This window comes from Seonamhaeicola sp. (assembly GCF_028281565.1).
In the GTDB taxonomy this organism is placed as follows: domain Bacteria; phylum Bacteroidota; class Bacteroidia; order Flavobacteriales; family Flavobacteriaceae; genus Seonamhaeicola.
This window is the reverse complement of the sequence record NZ_JANQJQ010000044.1, coordinates 1-19,830: the sequence shown is the minus strand read 5'-3', so window position 1 is coordinate 19,830 and position 19,830 is coordinate 1. Positions and strand designations below refer to the sequence as shown.

At 36.9% G+C, this 19,830-nt stretch carries 16 protein-coding genes; 9 read left to right on the top strand and 7 right to left on the bottom strand.

Translation table 11 applies throughout. The features are described 5' to 3' along the window. Position 1 precedes the first annotated feature (1 nt). A complete protein-coding gene (locus Q0983_RS19010) occupies positions 2-238 on the top strand; it encodes a hypothetical protein (RefSeq protein WP_299556619.1) in 237 nt (78 codons plus the stop codon). Between the two features lie 120 nt (positions 239-358). Here the strand turns inward: Q0983_RS19010 and Q0983_RS19005 are convergent, their stop codons facing one another. Beyond that, on the bottom strand, positions 359-808 hold the full coding sequence (locus Q0983_RS19005) for a nucleoside deaminase (protein WP_299556617.1): 450 nt from the start codon (positions 806-808) through the stop codon (positions 359-361). A gap of 80 nt (positions 809-888) precedes the next feature. Between Q0983_RS19005 and Q0983_RS19000 the strand changes: the two genes are divergently transcribed. Both Q0983_RS19000 and dxs read left to right on the top strand, forming a co-directional pair. After that, on the top strand, positions 889-1,839 hold the full coding sequence (locus Q0983_RS19000) for an energy transducer TonB (protein WP_299556615.1): 951 nt from the start codon (positions 889-891) through the stop codon (positions 1,837-1,839). A gap of 21 nt (positions 1,840-1,860) precedes the next feature. Then, a complete protein-coding gene (dxs, locus tag Q0983_RS18995; protein ID WP_299556613.1) occupies positions 1,861-3,615 on the top strand; it encodes a 1-deoxy-D-xylulose-5-phosphate synthase in 1,755 nt (584 codons plus the stop codon). Here dxs and dgt read toward each other — a convergent pair. Further along, positions 3,612-4,934, bottom strand: a complete 1,323-nt coding sequence (dgt, locus tag Q0983_RS18990) for a dGTP triphosphohydrolase (protein ID WP_299556611.1) — start codon at positions 4,932-4,934, stop codon at positions 3,612-3,614. The genes dxs and dgt overlap by 4 nt on opposite strands. A gap of 163 nt (positions 4,935-5,097) precedes the next feature. On the opposite strand from dgt, the gene Q0983_RS18985 reads away from it, so the two are divergent. The 3 genes from Q0983_RS18985 (at position 5,098) to Q0983_RS18975 (ending at position 10,135) form a co-directional block, all read left to right on the top strand. Further along, positions 5,098-5,487: a carboxypeptidase-like regulatory domain-containing protein gene (locus Q0983_RS18985; protein WP_299556609.1), complete on the top strand. Its 390-nt coding sequence runs from the start codon at positions 5,098-5,100 to the stop codon at positions 5,485-5,487. A gap of 282 nt (positions 5,488-5,769) precedes the next feature. Then, a complete protein-coding gene (locus tag Q0983_RS18980; RefSeq protein WP_299556607.1) occupies positions 5,770-7,095 on the top strand; it encodes a hypothetical protein in 1,326 nt (441 codons plus the stop codon). Between the two features lie 205 nt (positions 7,096-7,300). Continuing rightward, positions 7,301-10,135: a TonB-dependent receptor gene (locus tag Q0983_RS18975; RefSeq protein WP_299556605.1), complete on the top strand. Its 2,835-nt coding sequence runs from the start codon at positions 7,301-7,303 to the stop codon at positions 10,133-10,135. Between the two features lie 73 nt (positions 10,136-10,208). Here Q0983_RS18975 and Q0983_RS18970 read toward each other — a convergent pair whose 3' ends face one another. After that, positions 10,209-10,553 (bottom strand): nicotinic acid mononucleotide adenyltransferase, encoded by a 345-nt coding sequence (locus tag Q0983_RS18970; RefSeq protein ID WP_299556603.1) that lies wholly within the window; start codon positions 10,551-10,553, stop codon positions 10,209-10,211. A 289-nt stretch (positions 10,554-10,842) separates the two neighbouring features. Between Q0983_RS18970 and Q0983_RS18965 the strand changes: the two genes are divergently transcribed. Beyond that, complete coding sequence (locus Q0983_RS18965; RefSeq protein ID WP_299556601.1) at positions 10,843-13,140, top strand: inorganic phosphate transporter; 2,298 nt, start codon at positions 10,843-10,845, stop codon at positions 13,138-13,140. A gap of 186 nt (positions 13,141-13,326) precedes the next feature. Beyond that, positions 13,327-14,046, top strand: coding sequence for a DUF6503 family protein (locus Q0983_RS18960; protein ID WP_299556599.1), 720 nt, complete (start codon positions 13,327-13,329; stop codon positions 14,044-14,046). Here the strand turns inward: Q0983_RS18960 and Q0983_RS18955 are convergent, their stop codons facing one another. Both Q0983_RS18955 and Q0983_RS18950 read right to left on the bottom strand, forming a co-directional pair. Further along, positions 14,047-14,484 (bottom strand): nucleoside deaminase, encoded by a 438-nt coding sequence (locus Q0983_RS18955; protein WP_299556597.1) that lies wholly within the window; start codon positions 14,482-14,484, stop codon positions 14,047-14,049. A 6-nt stretch (positions 14,485-14,490) separates the two neighbouring features. Next, positions 14,491-14,994: an RDD family protein gene (locus Q0983_RS18950; protein WP_299556595.1), complete on the bottom strand. Its 504-nt coding sequence runs from the start codon at positions 14,992-14,994 to the stop codon at positions 14,491-14,493. A 197-nt stretch (positions 14,995-15,191) separates the two neighbouring features. Between Q0983_RS18950 and Q0983_RS18945 the strand changes: the two genes are divergently transcribed. Continuing rightward, positions 15,192-16,073, top strand: coding sequence for an OmpA family protein (locus Q0983_RS18945; RefSeq protein ID WP_299556593.1), 882 nt, complete (start codon positions 15,192-15,194; stop codon positions 16,071-16,073). A gap of 97 nt (positions 16,074-16,170) precedes the next feature. On the opposite strand, the gene Q0983_RS18940 is transcribed toward Q0983_RS18945, so the two are convergent. Beyond that, on the bottom strand, positions 16,171-18,666 hold the full coding sequence (locus Q0983_RS18940) for a ribonucleoside-diphosphate reductase subunit alpha (protein ID WP_299556591.1): 2,496 nt from the start codon (positions 18,664-18,666) through the stop codon (positions 16,171-16,173). 188 nt (positions 18,667-18,854) lie between these two features. Then, the coding region (locus tag Q0983_RS18935; RefSeq protein WP_299556589.1) for a ribonucleotide-diphosphate reductase subunit beta at positions 18,855-19,830 on the bottom strand (976 nt) is incomplete at its 5' end.

Genomic DNA, 19,830 nt, shown 5'->3' with positions numbered 1-19,830 from the left:
TATGAAGTACATCATCCTCATATTATTTTTAGCATCTGCAGGCTTAATTATTGCCGGATTTGCTTCCAATGCAGAAAATGCGCAAAAACTTATTGGCTTTGGGGTAGTCGGTTTGTTCGTGGTGGTTTTTCCTTTGTTTTCTTATTACCGTTGGAAGGACAAAAACTTAAAAGATTACATGCTGACCAAAGAGAATTTGGATAAGATGCGGGAGTCTCAGAAGGAGAAAAAGCACTAATATTACATGTTCTAATATCTTACCCCCTGAAACACAATTTGAGAGCACTTCGACTGCGCTCAGTGTGACACCTTAATAATTAGAGACCCTGAAATAAACTCAGGGTGACACTTCATAGTGTCAATTCAAGTTTCGCTTTATTATAAAAAAGCGTTTTAATAAATCGCTGGCTTCATCAGCTAGAACACCGCCCTCCATGACGGTTTTAGGATGCAGCTTGGTTTTTAAATTAATACAACCGCGTTCTAAGTCTCTGGCTCCATAAACAATTTTTGAGATTTGGCTCCAGTACAAGGCGCCGGCACACATCTGGCAAGGTTCTAAAGTCACATACAGCGTGCATTTTTGAAGATACTTCCCGCCTAAAAAATTAGCGGCTGCGGTAATGGCCTGCATTTCGGCATGCGCTGTGACATCATTTAAGGTTTCGGTTAAATTATGTCCGCGGGCAATGATCTTATCATCAATGACTATAACCGCCCCTACAGGAATTTCGCCTTTATCAAAAGCTATTTCTGCTTCCTGTAAAGCCTTCCGCATAAAATAAGCATCGTCAAAAATGTTGTCCATAGAAGCAAAAGTACACGATTTCAAATGATTCCAAATGTTTCGGCAAGAAGTTTGATGAAAAATTAGAAATCACTACCATCATGAAAAAATACTATTCTATTAAAATTCCGGAGCCCTGTCATGAAGATTGGCGAACTATGACACCAAAAGAAAAAGGGCGCTATTGTGATTCCTGTGCCAAAACAGTTATTGACTTCACCAAAATGAGCACATTTGAAATCCAGGATTTCATTCATCAAAATAAAGGAACTCGTATTTGTGGTCATTTTAAACAAACGCAATTAGATAGTGTTAATATTCACATCCCTTCACAGGTTCTGGAAAAACAACATAGCTTTCACAAACTGTTTTTACTCGTTTTGTTAATTGCCATGGGGACAAGTTTGATGAACTGTTCTGGCAAAAATGGCAACAAACAAAAAATAGATAGTATTGAAGTAATAGACTCCATTGATAAAAAAACCATTGACGTTTTAGGAAATTTACCTAAGGTTGAACAAATAGATTCCTTGCTGAAAAAAGATTGCAACCCTATTTCTAAAAAGGATGAAATTATTGAAGTTCCAATTGATGGTGAATTAGTTATTGAAACTGTTGGAGATATTGATTATAAAGAAAACCCTACCAGTAAAATTGACTCAATCACAACTATAGAACCACCCACAGTTGAAGGTGAAGTAGTTATAGGGTTTATTGTAGCTGATCCTCCTGAGTTTAAAGACACTCCTAAAAATTTATCTGTTCAGAAGAAGAAAGACTATTTTCAGGAGCGTGTTTCTAAGTTTGTTTCTGAAAACTTTAATAAAAACGTCTGTCTGGAATTAGATGGGAAACAAAAAATAATCACACAATTCAAAATTGACACAACTGGTCAAGTTGTTGAGATTAAAGCCAGAGCACCGCATCCCGCCCTGGAAAAAGAAGCAAAAAGGGTCATTAATCTTTTGCCACTGTTTATTCCTGCTAAACAAAGAGGTAAACCAACAAAAATGGTTTATAGTTTACCAATTGTTTTTCAAGCAGAAGAATAATAAAACTTGTACTTTTGCCAAGTGCAAAAACAATTATTAACACATATTAATTCACCAAAAGATCTGCGTCTTTTAAAGCAGGAAGAACTCCCTGAGCTTGCCAAAGAACTTCGCCATTTTATAATCAACATCGTAGCTACTAAAGAAGGGCATTTAGGGGCCAGTTTGGGCGTGGTTGAATTGACCATTGCATTACATTATGTATTTAACACCCCTGAAGATCTATTGGTTTGGGATGTTGGCCATCAGGCGTACGGGCATAAAATTTTAACCGGGCGAAAAAATATATTTGACACCAACAGGCAATTAGGCGGTATTAGCGGCTTCCCGAAGCGGGAAGAAAGTGATTATGATACGTTTGGTGTCGGCCATTCTTCAACGTCTATTTCAGCAACCTTGGGAATGGCCATTGCTTCAAAACTAAAGGGTGAAAACAAGCATCACATAGCCGTCATTGGAGATGCCTCCATAGCCAGCGGGATGGCCTTTGAGGGGTTGAACCATGCTGGAGTCACTGAAGTAAACCTATTGGTCATTTTAAACGACAACGCCATTGGTATCGACCCAAGTGTTGGGGCTTTGAAGCAATATTTAACCAACGTCAAAAAAGGCACTCAAAAACGCAATAATATTATTGAGGCTCTGAATTTTGACTATTCAGGCCCTATTGATGGTCATGATATTAATACCATCATTTCGGAATTGGAACGATTGAAAACTGTTAAGGGTCCAAAACTGTTGCATGTTATAACCACCAAAGGCAAAGGATTAAAACAGGCCGAAAAAGACCAGGTTAAATACCATGCTCCGGGAAAGTTCAATGCTGAAACTGGGGACTTATTACCAAAAACTACTTCCAGTGAACCACCCAAATACCAGGATGTTTTTGGACACACCATTGTTGAGCTGGCTAAACAAAATAAAAAGATTGTGGGTATTACACCCGCTATGCCTACCGGAAGTTCTTTAAAATTTATGATGGAAGAAATTCCCGAACGCGCCTTCGATGTTGGTATAGCCGAACAACATGCCGTTACTTTAGCTGCCGGTATGGCCACCCGGGGGTTGATCCCTTTTTGTAACATCTACTCTACCTTTTTGCAGCGAGCTTATGACCAGGTGATCCACGATGTGGCGTTACAAAAACTACCGGTTATTTTTTGTTTGGACCGGTCCGGGTTGGTAGGAGAAGATGGCGCTACACATCACGGTGTTTTTGATTTGGCTTATTTACGGTGTATCCCCAACCTTATTATTTTTGCTCCTCGAAACGAAATGGAGTTGCGTAACATCATGTACACCGCTCAGCTAGGTTTGGAGCACCCTATAGCTATTCGTTACCCCAGAGGCAGAGGTATTACATTGGATTGGAAACAGCCGTTTGAAACTATTGAAACAGGTCAAGGCATTCAGTTAAAACAAGGCGAAAACACAGCCGTACTTAGCATTGGGGCTATTGCAAAAAATGTCACTGAAGCTATTAAAGATATAGCCGTTTCTCATTACGATATGCGCTTTATAAAACCTTTGGATGAAAGCTTACTTCACAAAATATTCAAAACATATAATACTGTTGTTACTGTTGAAGATGGCACTGTTAAAGGAGGGTTTGGAAGTGCTGTTTTAGAATTTGCTTCAGAACATCATTATAAAAACACTATTAAAGTACTTGGTGTACCGGATCATTTCGTAGAACACGGTAAAGTTGGAGAGCTCCAAAAACTGGTTGGCTTAGATTCAGAAAGTATCAAAACGACCATCCTGTCAACATCCTAAAAAGTCACACCTTCAATAGTTTTAAAGTTTAAAATAGCCTTGCTGTCAGACAACAATGATACATAATGACAAACGGCTAATAACCGGTCATATAAATGGTCGCTTGAAAAATTAATGGTCTTGGGTAATCGTTTTAAAATAAGTCTATCATAATTTGAAGCGGTTCCGTTAAAATTATTATTTACGGCACCAGTATATATACCCAGCAATTTATTGATGATCTGATATCCTGAAATCTCTTTATCAATGACCTCTTCAGACTGATAAATATTCTCAACACTGATCTTTATAATATCCTTTATTTGGGCTTCATATTTACTTTTATCCAACAGGGCACAATCAAAAGTACCATCTAAAATGGCTTCTTCATACTTCATGAAGATATCTACCGCTTCGTCAATAAGTGTTCCAATAGCCAAAGCGCGTAAATAGCCAATCCTATCCTGTTTATTAGACAACGCATAATAATTTTCAGGTATAATTTTATCCCTGATTATTTTAGATAAATACTCTAATGCAAACTCTTCTTGTATAAGCCCCAGATTAATCCCATCTTCAAAGTCGATAATCGTGTAACAAATATCATCAGCGGCCTCTACTAAAAAAGCCAATGGATGTCTTGAAAAACTAAGGTAACTTTCACTTCGCTTTAACAAACCTAAATCTTGCGCCACGTTTTCAAACGTCTCTTTGTCCGATTGAAAAAACCCATATTTTTTATCGGCAATATGGCTGGTAGGTTTTTTGGGCAATGATTCCTTTGGGTATTTCATAAAAGTTCCCAAAGTAGCATAGCTTAATCGGAGTTTGTTTTCAGTAATAATCCTAAACCCGTTGGCATTTCCTTCAAAATCACATAGATCCTGGTATTCTTTATCTGTTAGGTGCTCTTTATATGTTAAACCATCACCCGTTTTAAAAAACTCACCAATGGCTTTTTCCCCTGAGTGTCCAAACGGTGGGTTTCCAATGTCATGCGCCAAAGCTGCCGCAGCTACTATAGCTCCAAAATCATTTACCTGATACCCGTGAACTTCTCTAAGATGCGGATATTTTTCTAAAATTTTTTGTCCGACCTTACGTCCTAAAGAACGTCCTACAACGCTCACCTCTAAACTGTGTGTCAGGCGGGTATGAACAAAATCGGTTTGCGACAAAGGAATCACCTGCGTTTTATCTTGCAGGCTTCTAAACTGTGATGAAAAGATGATCCTGTCATAGTCAACCTCAAACCCAACACGGGTTTCATCTTGTTCTTTACGTAATCTTTTATTAGTATCGCCAAAGCGTTTTAAGGAAAGTAATTGCTCCCAGTTCATAGTATTCATTTAAAGCCTCGGCAAGATAACCAAATTCAATAAAAATAAAACCCAAAATCTCTTAACATTAAGGTAACGTAAAAATGAAATACCATTAACAATTACGTAACACTAAAAACTGAATAAAGTCGGTAATTTGCAGCACTTGATTTCCATTGAACTAATGAAACACTTTTTAGCTTTATTTTTTCTTTTATTTGTCTCGGTTTCCTTTGCTCAAAACACAGGCTTAATTGTTGGTAAAGTACTAGATAAAGAACTAGGCAATACGCCTTTAGCATTTGCTAATGTTTCAGTTAAAGGAACATCTATTAATGCTACTTCCGATGTCTCAGGCATGTTTCTTTTTGAAAACCTAAAAGACGGCAGTTACACGTTGGTTTGTAATTTTCCGGGTTATGAAACTAAAGAGATTAATGTAAAGGTTGATTCTGTAAATCCTACGGAAATTAAATTGTCATTAAACGCATTTACCCTGGCTCAGATCGAAACCGCCTCTGTTGAAAGTCCGTCTGAAGAGAAAGTGCTTAAACAAACGACTTCACTTAATTAGTATTAGCTAATTTTTACTTTCTAAAACCCTAAATGAAACTTTTAGGGCCTTAATATGATATGTTATGATTTGGCGTTAAAAGTTAAAGTTGTAAGTCTTGAAATACAAATACTTTAAATGTTAACAAATTGTTTCTAAAGCCCCGAAAAGCCCTTCTTTTCATAACATTAGCATAACTCTTTTATTACCGTTCTTTAATCTATAGGTAACACGGTATTTACATTATGTGCATTTCTTTGCAGCATAAAACTGATTAAAAAAATTATCTAAAATTTAAACACGATGAAAAAAATATTTTTAACTCTTTTAATAGCATCTACTTTAGTATTTACAGGATGTTTTAAAGATGATGACACACCTATAATTATAGAAGAAGTAACTATAATTAATGAAGGAGGAGGAACTAATACTCCTGGAGGAACGCAAATTGTTCCGGTTACTGGTGCTCTTACCACTGATGTAACGTGGACAAACGATAAAATATATGAATTAAACCAAAAGGTTGTTGTAGAAAGCGGTGTTACATTAACCATCAACCCGGGTACTATTATTAAAGGTACCAGAGGTACAGGTTCTTTGGCTTCTGCTTTAATCATAGCAAGAGGTGGAAAAATAAACGCAGTAGGTACTGCCGAAAGCCCTATTATCTTTACGTCTGAAGATGACAACATTGACGTAGGTGAAACTGCCGGTACAAACTTAGATGAAAATAACAGAGGGCTTTGGGGTGGTTTAATCATTCTTGGTAATGCCCCTTGTTCTTTAAAAGGGGATTTAACTGAAATTCAAATTGAAGGCATTCCTGCAGATGATACGTTTGGCCTGTATGGCGGAACTGTTGCTGATGATGATTCTGGTGTTTTAAAATATGTTTCTATCCGTCACGGAGGTGCTCTAATTGGAGAAGGAAACGAAATTAACGGACTAACTTTAGGAGGTGTAGGTAACAAAACTGTTATTGACAATGTTGAAGTTGTTGCCAATGTTGATGATGGTATCGAGTTCTTCGGTGGTACTGTAAACGCTTCTAACCTATTAGTATGGGCGCAAGGTGATGACGGATTAGATATCGACCAGGCTTACTCCGGAACTATTGACAATGCTGTAGTAGTGTTAGGTGATGTTTCTGACCACGCCTTGGAAATTGATGGTAGAGAAGGAACTGCTACCGGATCTTTTACTTTAACTAACGTCACTTTAATTGGTAATGAAAATACTTCTAAAGGGGAGTATGCTGATTATAGAAGTAAAGCTACAGGTACCACTTCTAATGTGTTCGCTAAAGGCTTTAAAGCCAGTTCTGATGTTGAGTTAGATAACAACGGCGTATCTCAAAACTTCTTAGATGGTAACATTGTTTTTTCTAACTGGCAAGTAGTTGGGTTTGACAATAATATATTTGTTGAAAAAGTAGGTTGCGTTCAAAATTGCGATGATTCTGATGAGAGTAACGATGTAGATGAGGATAAAATTATCCTTAACCCATCTTTTACTGAAAGAGCTGCCGACTGGACGACTCAAGTTACAGAAGGTTCTCAAACTGTTGGAGCTAATACGGCTAACTTAAGCTGGACCTATGCCAATGAAGCAGGTGGTTTAGGATTCTAAAAACACTTTGTAATAAATGTAAAATACTACTGTTCGCTAATATGTGAGCAGTAGTTTTCAAATTATATTATGAAATGAGAACAAACAAGTTTAATTTTTTGAATTACAACCTAAATAATTAAAGTTTTTGTGCGAAAGCGAAGCGGTTGATCAAAGCATTAAATTTTTATTTGTTTGATATTGAAAAATAAAAATTTCAAAATTGATGAAAAATATTTATATAGTTTTTATACTATTTGTTTTAGGTTCTTTTTTTAGCACCGTCAATGCTCAAACCGGTATTTTGGCCGGAAATGTTCTTGATGGTGAATACAACAATGAACCCATGGCGTTTGCCAATATATTAATTAAAAGAACTACTAGCGGTACCACGTCTGATTTTGACGGTAAGTATCAATTAGAGTTAGATGCGGGTACTTACACTGTAGTCTTCTCTTTTGTTGGTTACGAAACCAAAGAAATCAGTGACGTAGTAATTAAAGCCGGACAGGTTACGGATTTAGACGTTACATTGTCTTCAAACTCATTAGATGAGGTTGTAATTACTACCAGTATTAAGAGGAACACTGAGAGTGCAGTATTAGACATTCAAAAGAAGTCTGTTACCCTTTTAGATGGGTTATCGGCTCAAAGTATTAAATCCAGTGGAGCAGGGAACTTGGCAAGTGCTGTAAAAAGTGTGCCTGGTGTTTCTGTAGAAGGAGGAAAATATGTCTATGTTAGAGGTTTAGGTGACCGTTATACCAAATCAACTTTAAATGGTGTTGATATTCCCGGTTTAGATCCGGACAGAAACACTATTCAAATGGATATCTTCCCTACTAATATATTGGATAACATTATAGTAGTTAAATCTGCTGCTGCAGAATACCCTGCTGACTTTACAGGGGGTGTGGTTGATATTGTAACTAAAGATTTCCCAACAAAATTTGAGGCTTCAGTTTCAATAGGTACCGGATATAATCCGGATATGCACGGTAAAGATAACTTCCTTATTGGATCGGGTAGTGATACGGATTTCTGGGGGTATGACGATGGCACCAGAAATGTGCCGATTAACAGATATCAACCTATTCCCGGAACCTTTGATAACAGAAACCTTTTAAACTCACTTACAGGAAGATTTGATCCGGAATTAAGGGCGCAGGAAGAAACCAGTAACCCCAATTTCGACTTTGGTTTTACAATGGGAGATCAATTTGAAGTTGGTGATAACAAACTTGGTTATATGGCCTTGTTTTCATATAAAAACAGTACGACGTTCTATGAAAACCGTGTAGACGGTGCCTTCTCAATTGACGCACTTGACAAATCAAACAATAACTTATTAGCCGATAGAATTTCTGAAGGTAGAGAAGGTATTAATAATGTGTTGGTAAACGGTTTAGCGGGATTAACGTTTAAAACGCAAAAATCTAAATACAAAGTTAACTTTTTGCACATTCAAAATGGTGAGTCTGCCGGTGGTTTCTTTGATCAGGTAGTTGCCGGTGGTGGTTCCGGTTCCGGTGCCGGTTTAGAGCCCATTACTAAAGACGCCATTACATACACAGAACGTTCTGTATCTAACCTTTTAATTAACGGTAATCATAAATTTGGAGCTGATAATGAATGGAGTTTCGACTGGAAATTATCCCCTACATTCTCTAAAGTGCATGATAAAGACCATAAGATCACGCCTTTACAGGAAACAGATGAGGGTGAGTTTGATATCAGTCCTTCTTTTGCAACCTTCCCAATCCGTATTTGGAGGTTCTTACAGGAAGAAAACTGGGCTTCAAAATTCGATTTCAGTAAGAAATATGAATTAGGTGGCAGACCGGCTAAAGTAAAATTTGGTGGTGGCTATACTTATAAGTTCAGAGATTTTAGTATTGACGATTGGACCTTTCAAAACAATGAAACCGTTGCTGACGGAAATCCGAATAATTTCTTAGCTCCCGAAAATCTTTGGAGTAGAGATAACGCTAATGGTACTAACTTAGTTTCAACCGATCAATTCAATGCCGGCGATGCCTATGAAGGTGAACAAAATATTGGTGCTACTTATGTTTCCAATGAATTTAATGTAACTGAAAAACTTAAAACCATTTTAGGTTTAAGAGCAGAATCATTTACATCATATTATACCGGAAGAAATAATAGTACTAATACGGATTACTTACGTAACGAAGTAATAAACGAGCTCGATTTATTCCCATCGGCAAATTTAATTTATGCTGTAACAGATGAGTCCAATATCAGAACGTCATACTATAGAACCACAGCACGTCCGTCATTTAAGGAGGCTTCTTTCTCCAGAATTTATGATCCAATTACCGACAGATTATTTATTGGTAACATAAATTTAGTGCCTACTTACGTCAATAACTTTGACTTGAGGTTTGAGCGTTTTGGTGAAGCAGGACAAATGTTTGCCATAAGTGGTTTTTATAAGCAATTTAAAGACCCTATTGAAAAGGCATTCTTTGCTCAGGCTTCTACACAGTTAACGGTTGACAATTTAGGAGACGCTGATGTTTATGGAGCTGAAATTGAATTCAGACAAAACTTAGGCTTTTTAACTGAAGGCTTGAGAAACTTAAAATTCTCACTTAATGCTTCGTATACTAAATCTGAATTAACTATGTCTGACGGTGAGTTTGATTCCAGGGTTGCAAACGCCAGGGATGGAGAAACCATTGAAAGAACAAGAGACATGCAGGGACAGGCACCTTTCCTGATCAATACAAGTTTAAATTATACGAACCCTGAAATAGGTTTACAAACCGGTTTATTCTTCAATATGCAGGGAAGAACTTTAGAAGTTGTAGGTTTAGGAGGTATTCCCGATGTATTCACCAAGCCATTTGAAAGCTTGAACTTTACTTTAAATAAAGCGCTTGGAGAAAACAAAAGATCTTCAATAGATATTAAAGTCAGTAACATTTTAGGTGCTGAAAGAGAAAGTGTTTTTGAGTCGTTCAGAACTCAGGACAGAGTATTTTCTTTAAGACAACCTGGAACAGAATTCTCTCTAGGATACTCTTATAAATTCTAATAGCATTTAAATTTTAGATAAAAAAAAGCTCCCGATTTGGGAGCTTTTTTACTATTCAATTAATCAAACTTGATTATGATCCTTCATTATTTGCTTTAACGACTTTGGTAATTTTGGAATCTACGTAGTCCACTTCATTTGCTTCGCCATTCACCCAAAATGTCCATTTACCTACCTTTTTTCCGTTTTCGTAATTCCCTACAGCTATTCTGTTACCTTCGGCGTCATAACTGGTCCAGACACCATGTAATTTGCCTTCCTGGTTAAAAGTTCCTTGCTGTTGTACGGTGCCATTAGCATAAAAGTAGGTGGTCTCAATCAGATCGCCCTTTTTTTCATGTTTTACTGTATTATTATCTTGAGCAAAAACTGATGTTCCAATAAATAGAACTGCTAAAATGAGGATATATTTTTTCATAATATGTGGGGGTTTTTAATTAATAATTCTATAACAAATATAAATAATATTTTACATTCAAGCAACATTTACATAACATTAATTTAACATTAAATTTATAAATAATTGATTTTCATTTGTTTATGATTTAACAAATGATTAATATTCGAATAACATAAGCAATAATTGAATAACGCAACTCATAGTTGTATATCCATTATTAAAAACATGAAAGAACATAACATTTTCGTAACATTAGGTTTAATTAAAAATAAGACATTTGCTCTTTAAAATTTACCTTTTCTTTTAGATGGACAATCTTTATACTTTTATGATTATTGCTCTGGCCGTTCTGGCTATTGCAGATCTGGTTGTCGGTGTGAGTAATGATGCCGTAAACTTCCTTAACTCAGCTATCGGCTCTAAAGCAGTTTCGTTTAGAACCTTAATGATTGTTGCAAGTATAGGTGTTGCTTTTGGAGCTATGTCATCCAGCGGTATGATGGAAATTGCCAGGAAAGGCATCTTTGTCCCGGGCGAATTTGTATTTGATGAGATCATGATCATTTTCATGGCAGTTATGATCACCGATATCCTGCTACTTGATTTCTTTAATACCTTAGGGTTGCCAACCTCTACCACGGTGTCTATAGTTTTTGAACTTTTAGGAGCTTCAGTATGTATGGCTGTTATCAAAATTACTATGAGTAATGACCTGTCTTTATTAGACATCGGTAATTATATTAATAATGAGAAAGCGATAGAAATTATACTGGGTATATTGCTCTCGGTTGTAGTCGCCTTTTCTGTAGGCGCTATTATTCAATATATTTCGCGTCTTTTACTATCATTCAATTTTAATGATAAACCTAAGCTTTATGGTGCCATTTTCAGTGGTTTTGCGGTAACATCCATCATGTACTTCATTCTTATAAAAGGGATAAAGAATGCCACTTTTATGAGTGATGACATAAAAAGTTTAATATCAGGCAATACCGAAATGGTTCTGGCTGCCGGATTTGCAGTTTTTACCATGGCCTCTTTAATGTTAATGACTTTACTGAAGACCAACATATATAAGATTATTATTGTTATTGGAACGTTTGCCCTGGCTGTCGCTTTTGCAGGCAATGATCTGGTAAACTTTATCGGTCCTACAACCGGAGCTTACCAGGCTTATCTGGATTTCAATCAGGCCCATGACACCCTCGGTATAACGGCCTCTCAGTTTACGATGGAAAGTCTTGGAAATAAAATTCAGACGCCTACTTACATTTTATTAGCTGCCGGTTTGATAATGGTTTTAACCTTATGGTTCTCCAGTAAAGCTAAAGCGGTAGTAAAAACATCGGTAGACTTATCACGTCAGGATGAAGTTAAAGAGCGTTTTGAACCCAACTTTTTATCCAGAAGCATCGTTAGAATGACCATTGCCGCGTCAGAAAGCGTAAACAACTTATTACCCGGTTCGGCAAAGCGTGTCATTGCCAGGCAATTTAAAGAGCCTGTTATGTCTGCAGCCATTAAAAAGGAAGATATGCCTGCTTTCGATATGGTTAGAGCCGCGGTAAACCTTATGGTTGCAAGTGTTCTTATATCATTAGCCACCTCCATGAAATTACCTTTATCTACCACGTATGTAACCTTTATGGTAGCTATGGGTACGTCTTTAGCTGACAGAGCCTGGGGAAGCGAAAGTGCTGTATACAGGGTTGCCGGAGTACTTAACGTTATTGGCGGATGGTTTTTTACCGCTATAAGTGCTTTTGTGGCTGCTGCTATCATGGCATTAATTTTATACAGTGGCAGAGGCTATGCCTTAGTGGCACTCATTGCTTTTGCTTTACTTGTTTTAGTCAGAAACTATTTGAGCCACAGAAAAAAGACAAAAGAACTTAAGGCCGAAGACACTTTACAAAAAGCTGAAAGCAGCTCTACCCAAGGCGTTATTGTTGAAAGTGCCAGTAACATAGCCAACGTTGTAAAACGGGGTAACAGAATTTATACCAATGCCGTAAATGGTCTGGCCACCCACAATCTTAAAATGCTTAAGAAAAATAAAAGCCAGGTAGAAAGACTCACAGATGAGATTGAAGAATTAAAAGACAATATTTTCTATTTCATTAAGAACCTGGACGAACCAAGTGTTGAAGCCAGTAATTTCTATCTGAGTATTTTAAGGTACCTGCAAGATATGGCACAATCACTGGCTTATATATCAAACTCAAGTTACAAACATGTAAACAACAATCATAAAAAGCTAAAATTCAGCCAGATAAAAGAGCTTAAAGACATTGATGATGCTTTTGAGGTATTGTTCAGCGATACCAAAAATGCTTTCAATTCGGGTTCTTTTAATGAAATTGGTGCTGTATTGCATAAAAAACATGATGTTTTCAATCTTTTAACTGAAAAAATACAGAAACAGGTTGAACGTACCAGAACGGAAGAATCCAGTCCTAAAAACACAACCTTATACTTTGGTATCTTATTGGAAACAAAAGACCTGTTAACGGCCACCATGAATCTGTTGGAAGAATATTATAATTCTCATGACGACTCTATTGAGCCGGCAACTGTTGTTTCGACAATAGAAGAAGAAGAGTAATTACAAAAACATATAATTAAAGAGGCTGTCTAAAAGTATGAAAATCTGTCATTCTGAATTTATTTCAGAATCTTAAAGCACTGATTTTTAACACACGTTTAGAATCTGAAACTAGTTCAGATTGACAAAGATGTGACTTTTTAGACAGCCTCTTTTTGTTTTGTATCTTAGACAAAAAGAAACATTTTGAAAACTTTACATTTAATATTAGCTGTTTTATTCATCACCGGGCAATTGTTTTCTCAAAATTTGACAGGCCCTCAGCTTCTCGATAAGGCTGTTACATACCATGACCCTGATGGTCATTGGGCCACATTTAAGGGTACCCTGAAAGTTACCATGGAAACCCCTGATAAATTGTCCAGGCATAGTGATATTCGAATAGATCTCCCTAATGAGTTTTTTCAGGTAACCGCCACAAGAGATACGATTACAACAACTCTCATTGTGGATAAGGGTAATTGTTCATTTGCCTTAAATAATTCTGAAGATATTTCAGAAGAAGACATCAAAAAGCATGGCCTTAATTGTGAAAGTGCTAATCTTTATAAAGACTACTACACCTACCTTTACGGCTTACCCATGAAGTTAAAGGACCCCGGAACGGTCATTGACCCCAAAGTTGAAAAGAAAACCTTCAAGGGAAAAGACTATTTGATCTTAAAAGTAACTTATGATGACAGTGTAGGAAGCGATATCTGGTATTTCTATTTTAATCCCGAAACCTATGCTATGGAAGTGTATCAGTTCTTTAGAACAGATGAAAACGGCCATCAAAAAAATGATTCCGGCGAGTATATTCTTTTAACCGAAGAAAAAGTAATTAATGGAATTAAAATGCCTAAAAACAGGGCCTGGTATTACAATAAAGACAATACCCTCTTAGGAACAGATGTTTTAAACTAACTACTCGCCAATATCTTCGTTCCAAAGTTCCGGATTGGAGGCTATAAAAGAAGTCATTAGATCAATACAATCCTGATTATTAACTACTTCAACTTGTACACCTCTTGATTTCAATAAGGCTTCTTCTCCCAGAAATGTTTGGTTTTCGCCAATAATCACTTTGGGTATTCCATACAATAAAATAGCCCCGGAACACATAGAACAAGGGGATAAGGTAGTATATAAAGTACAGGCTTTATAAACCGAAGCGGACTGTCGGCCGGCATTTTCAAAGGCATCCATTTCACCATGTAAAACCACACTTCCGTTCTGGATTCTCCTATTATGGCCCCTTCCAATAATCTTATCGTTATGTACTATGACGGAACCTATGGGAATCCCTCCTTCACGCAATCCTTTTTTGGCTTCAATAATAGCTTCTTTTAAAAATTTGTCCATTCTGAATTAATCTTCCTGAGAAACACCTATCAGGTCTAATTCATTTTCAGCCTTTACCTTGGCCTTAAACTTGGCAGTGTCAACAACATAAGTGTCTGATATGGAATCATGCCAACCACGCCCTTCAGAACCTAAAAAGGAAAAGGCCTCAAATGGTATAAATCTACTAAAGGTTCTTATTAAAACATCCTTAGTAGTTGGTTTACTTCCATCTTCTAAAACTACCATTGTTTTGCTAATTAGTTTTCCCAATGTTTTCTGAGTTAAAACTTCAAAAACAGTAAAATAGGACCCTACTATTATTATCCCGAAAATTAAGTTCCCAAGAGGCCCCATAGTAGCTATATAATCTAAAATGCCTGTTATACCAATCAATTCCAAAATCCCGAAAAGTATACCAACTATAAATGACAATACATAATAAGCTATAACATCAATAATCATGTTTACAAATCTCTTTTCCTTGCTGGCGTAAATGTCCGGGGTTACAATGAAGTTTTGTGGGTTCATTTTTATTCTATTTATTAAGTTCACTAAATATAGTATTTTATTTACAAAAAGACGTCTTCAAAATGACCTCCTTTAATTTAAATTTGAAATTCTCGTTATAGAAAGCGTAAATAGCTTTCTCTGTTAAAAAGAATTCACATGCTTCGTAATCTATAATCTACTTCATTACGTAAATGATGTAAACCTAAATTAATATTATGAAGAAAATTTCAATTTTATTATTAGTTGCTCTCACTTTTTCTTGCGTTTCAAAGAAGAAATATCTGGCTTTAGAACATGAAAATGGTCAGATTAAAAGTGAATTGACTAAAACCAGAGTAGAAAAAGAAGATTTAGAAGCTAAATTTGCTAAGATCCAAGCCAGAGTTACAGAGTACAACACTAAAATTTCGTCTTTAAAAGAAGATGTTGACGTGCTAACCGAAAAAAGTAATTCTAAATTCGAAACACTTAAAAATGGGGCTGTAATCTCTAATAATGCCAAGATTAAAATGCGCGCTACATTGGCAAATGTAGATCCTTCCAGGTTAAGTCAGGCAAAAACACTTAAAGACTCTATGAACCTGGCCGTAGCATATAACTTAGAGAAAGCTATTAACACCAATGATATTGATGAAGACGAAGATATTGCCGTAGACATTAATGAAACGGTTGTAATGATCTCTATTTCAGACAAAATGTTATTTAACAGCGGAAGCCACATAGTAAGCTCTAAAGCAGATAAAATTTTAACCAAATTGGCGGATGTTATAAATTCCGAACCAAGTTTAGATGTCATGGTAGAGGGCCATACGGATTCCAGAGGTATAAACACTGATAAGATTGCTGATAACTGGGACCTAAGTGTTCTAAGAGCCACTTCTGTAGTTAGAAGGTTACAACATAAATTTGACGTAGCACCTGAAAAGTTAATAGCATCCGGTAGAAGTAGCTACCAGCCGCTTACCGATAATGAAACATGGCAAAACAGGGCCAGAAACAGAAGAACACGTATTGTCATCCTTCCAAATATTGACAAGTTTTTCGCTTTAATGGCTGAAAAAGATACAGCCGTTGCCGAGAATAAGATATTAGATTAAAACAAGATTGACTTTATAAAAAAAAGCATCTCTGAGGAGATGCTTTTTTCGTTTAAATTTGGGGCTCCCCCGTAAAAGGGGAAGCAAACCCGATTTCTTAAGAGCCACACATCAGGCAGTCATCACCTTCACCGGCTTTTGCCTGAGCAATAAGTGCTTTCATTTCTTCGGCAGACATAGGCTCTACATCTACCTCAGGTGTAGGCGTATTTTGTTTAGCAAATTTAGCAGCATTTTGTGCGGCTAATTTCTTTTTCTTTGCTTCTTCCTGTTGTACGGCAACATCGTCAACTTCAACGGTTTCGGCTACCGGTTCTTCTTTTTTGGTAGTCTGAAGTGTAAACTTGATAGCATCAACAGCACTCTTGGTACGTAAGTAATACATTCCTGTTTTCAGACCACTTTTCCAGGCATAGAAATGCATGGAGGTTAATTTCGCCATCGTGGCACCTTCCATAAATAAGTTAAGCGATTGCGATTGATCTATAAAATAGCCGCGTTGACGGGACATATCGATGATGTCCTTCATACTTAACTCCCAAACCGTTTTATAAAGGTCTTTAATATCCTGTGGAATGATATCGATATTTTGAATAGAACCATTGGCCCGCATTATATCTTGCTTAAGCCCTTCGTTCCAAAGACCTAATTCTACTAAATCTTCCAATAAATGCTTGTTCACCACTATAAACTCACCCGATAAGACACGACGCGTATAAATGTTAGATGTATAAGGCTCAAAACACTCATTATTACCTAAAATTTGAGAGGTAGATGCTGTTGGCATAGGTGCCACTAACAACGAATTACGCACACCGTTTTTCAACACCTGCTTACGAAGTTTTTCCCAATCCCAATTACCACTTAAATCACTGTCTTTTAATCCCCATAGGTTATGTTGGAATTCGCCTTTACTTATTGGAGACCCTTTATAGGTTTGGTAAGGACCATCTGTTTTAGCTTCTTCCATACTGGCCGTAACCGCAGCATAGTAAAGTGTTTCAAAAATATCCTGGTTTAATTGTTTAGCTTCATCACTTGTAAACGGTAAACGCAATTGAATGAACGTATCTGCTAATCCCTGAACGCCCAATCCAATAGGACGATGGCGCATGTTAGAATTTTCAGCCTCCGGCACCGGATAGTAATTTCTATCAATGACCCTATTTAAGTTTTTGGTGACACGTTTTGTGATACGGAACAGTTCTTTATGATCAAACTGACCGTTCTTCACGAACATTGGTAAAGCAATAGATGCTAAATTACAAACTGCCACCTCATCTGGTGAAGTATATTCTAAGATCTCAGTACACAAGTTTGAAGAACGGATCGTTCCTAAATTCTGTTGATTCGATTTACGGTTAGCCGAATCTTTATACAACATATACGGTGTACCGGTTTCAATTTGAGATTCTAATATTTTCTCCCAGAGTTCACGTGCTTTAATGGTTTTGCGTCCCTGCCCTTCTGCTTCGTACTTTGAATATAATTTTTCAAATTCCTCACTGTGTGTTTCAGGTAATCCGGGGCACTCATTTGGACACATTAACGTCCATTCTCCATCTTCCTGAACGCGTTTCATGAATAAATCCGGGATCCACATAGCGTAGAATAAATCGCGGGCCCGCATTTCTTCTTTACCGTGATTCTTTTTCAGGTCTAAAAATTCAAAAATATCAGCATGCCAGGGCTCTAGATACACCGCAAAACTACCTTTACGCTTACCGCCTCCCTGATCTACGTAACGCGCCGTATCATTAAATACACGTAACATGGGCACAATACCATTACTGGTTCCGTTAGTCCCGGCAATATAACTGCCTGTCGCACGAATATTATGCATAGCCAAACCAATACCCCCGGCAGACTGCGATATTTTAGCAGTTTGCTTTAACGTATCGTAAATACCGTCAATACTGTCTTCTTTCATAGTTAACAGGAAACAAGACGACATCTGTGGTTTTGGCGTTCCGGAATTGAACAACGTTGGGGTTGCATGTGTAAAGTACTTTTTAGACATCAACTCATAGGTTTCAATAGCAGCGTCAATATCATCTAAATGGATCCCTACGGAAACACGCATTAGCATGTGTTGCGGACGCTCAGCTATTTTACCGTTAAGCTTCAACAGGTAAGAACGCTCTAAGGTTTTAAAACCGAAGTAATCATATCCAAAATCCCGGTTGTATATAATGGTGGAGTCGAGACGGTCTTTGTGCTCCATAATTACATTATAGACCTCATCGGATAATAAAGGCGCATCTTTATCGGTTCTTGGGTTAACGTATGTATACAGATCCTGCATCACTTCACTAAATGTCTTTTTAGTGTTTTTATGCAAATTAGACACGGAAATTCTCGCTGCCAAACGTGCATAGTCCGGGTGTGCCGTAGTCATAGTCGCTGCAATTTCCGCTGCCAAATTATCCAGTTCACTGGTGGTTACACCGTCATATAAACCTTCAATGACACGCATGGTAACTTTTAACGGATCTACCAATTCGTTTAGTCCGTAACATAATTTTCTCACTCTTGCGGTGATCTTGTCGAACATGACCTGTTCTTTTCTACCGTCTCTTTTGATTACATACATTTGTTTTACTGTTTTTTAGGCTTTCTGAATGGCTTCAGAAAAATGGTTAGCTAGTTATTCTAAAAAAATTTTCTAAGGGTTAGTTAGAAAAAGTTTAGTTGGGTTTGATAAAAAATAGTTTAGCTTATTTCCCGATGACGGAAAATAATATGGATCCGGAAGAACCCTTTTTTAGGATTTACAGCAAACTAAAAGTCTGCATCAAAACTAAATTTGTCCTGTTCTTCTTCTTTATTTAAAACACCTGCTTTTTGATATTCGGACACACGTTTTTCAAAGAAATTGGTTTTTCCCTGAAGAGAGATCATGTCCATAAAATCAAACGGATTGGTAGTGTTGTATACTTTGTCACAGCCTAATTCACTTAATAGCCTGTCTGTTACAAACTCTAAATACTGAGTCATTAGTTTGGCATTCATACCAATTAAACTAACCGGTAAAGACTCTGTTATAAATTCACGCTCTATATCAAGCGCATCTATCAATATTTCAGTTATTCTGGTTTTAGGCACCTTATTTACCAAATGATTTTGATGTAAGTGTACTGCAAAATCACAATGTACCCCTTCATCTCTGGAGATCAACTCATTTGAAAATGTTAACCCCGGCATTAAACCACGTTTCTTTAACCAGAAAATAGAGCAGAAAGCACCTGAGAAAAATATCCCTTCTACTGCTGCAAAAGCAATTAAACGCTCCGCAAAACTTGGGGATTCAATCCATTTTAATGCCCAGTCTGCTTTCTTTTTAATCGCCGGGAAATTTTCTATGGCCTTGAATAAAATATCTTTTTCCTTTTCGTCTTTTACATAAGTATCAATTAAAAGCGAATAAGTTTCACTGTGGATGTTTTCCATCATAATTTGGAAACCGTAAAAGAATTTTGCCTCACTATATTGTACTTCATTTACAAAGTTTTCCGCCAAATTCTCGTTTACAATACCGTCGCTGGCAGCAAAAAAGGCTAAAATGTGTTTGATGAAGTAACGCTCATCGTCTGTAAGTTTGGTCGACCAATCTGTTAAGTCCTGATGAAGGTCAATTTCTTCTGCAGTCCAGAAACTCGCCTCAGATTTTTTATACCATTCCCAAATATCATGATGTTGAATTGGAAAAATAACAAAACGATCTTTGTTTTCTTGAAGAATGGGTTCTACTGCCTGA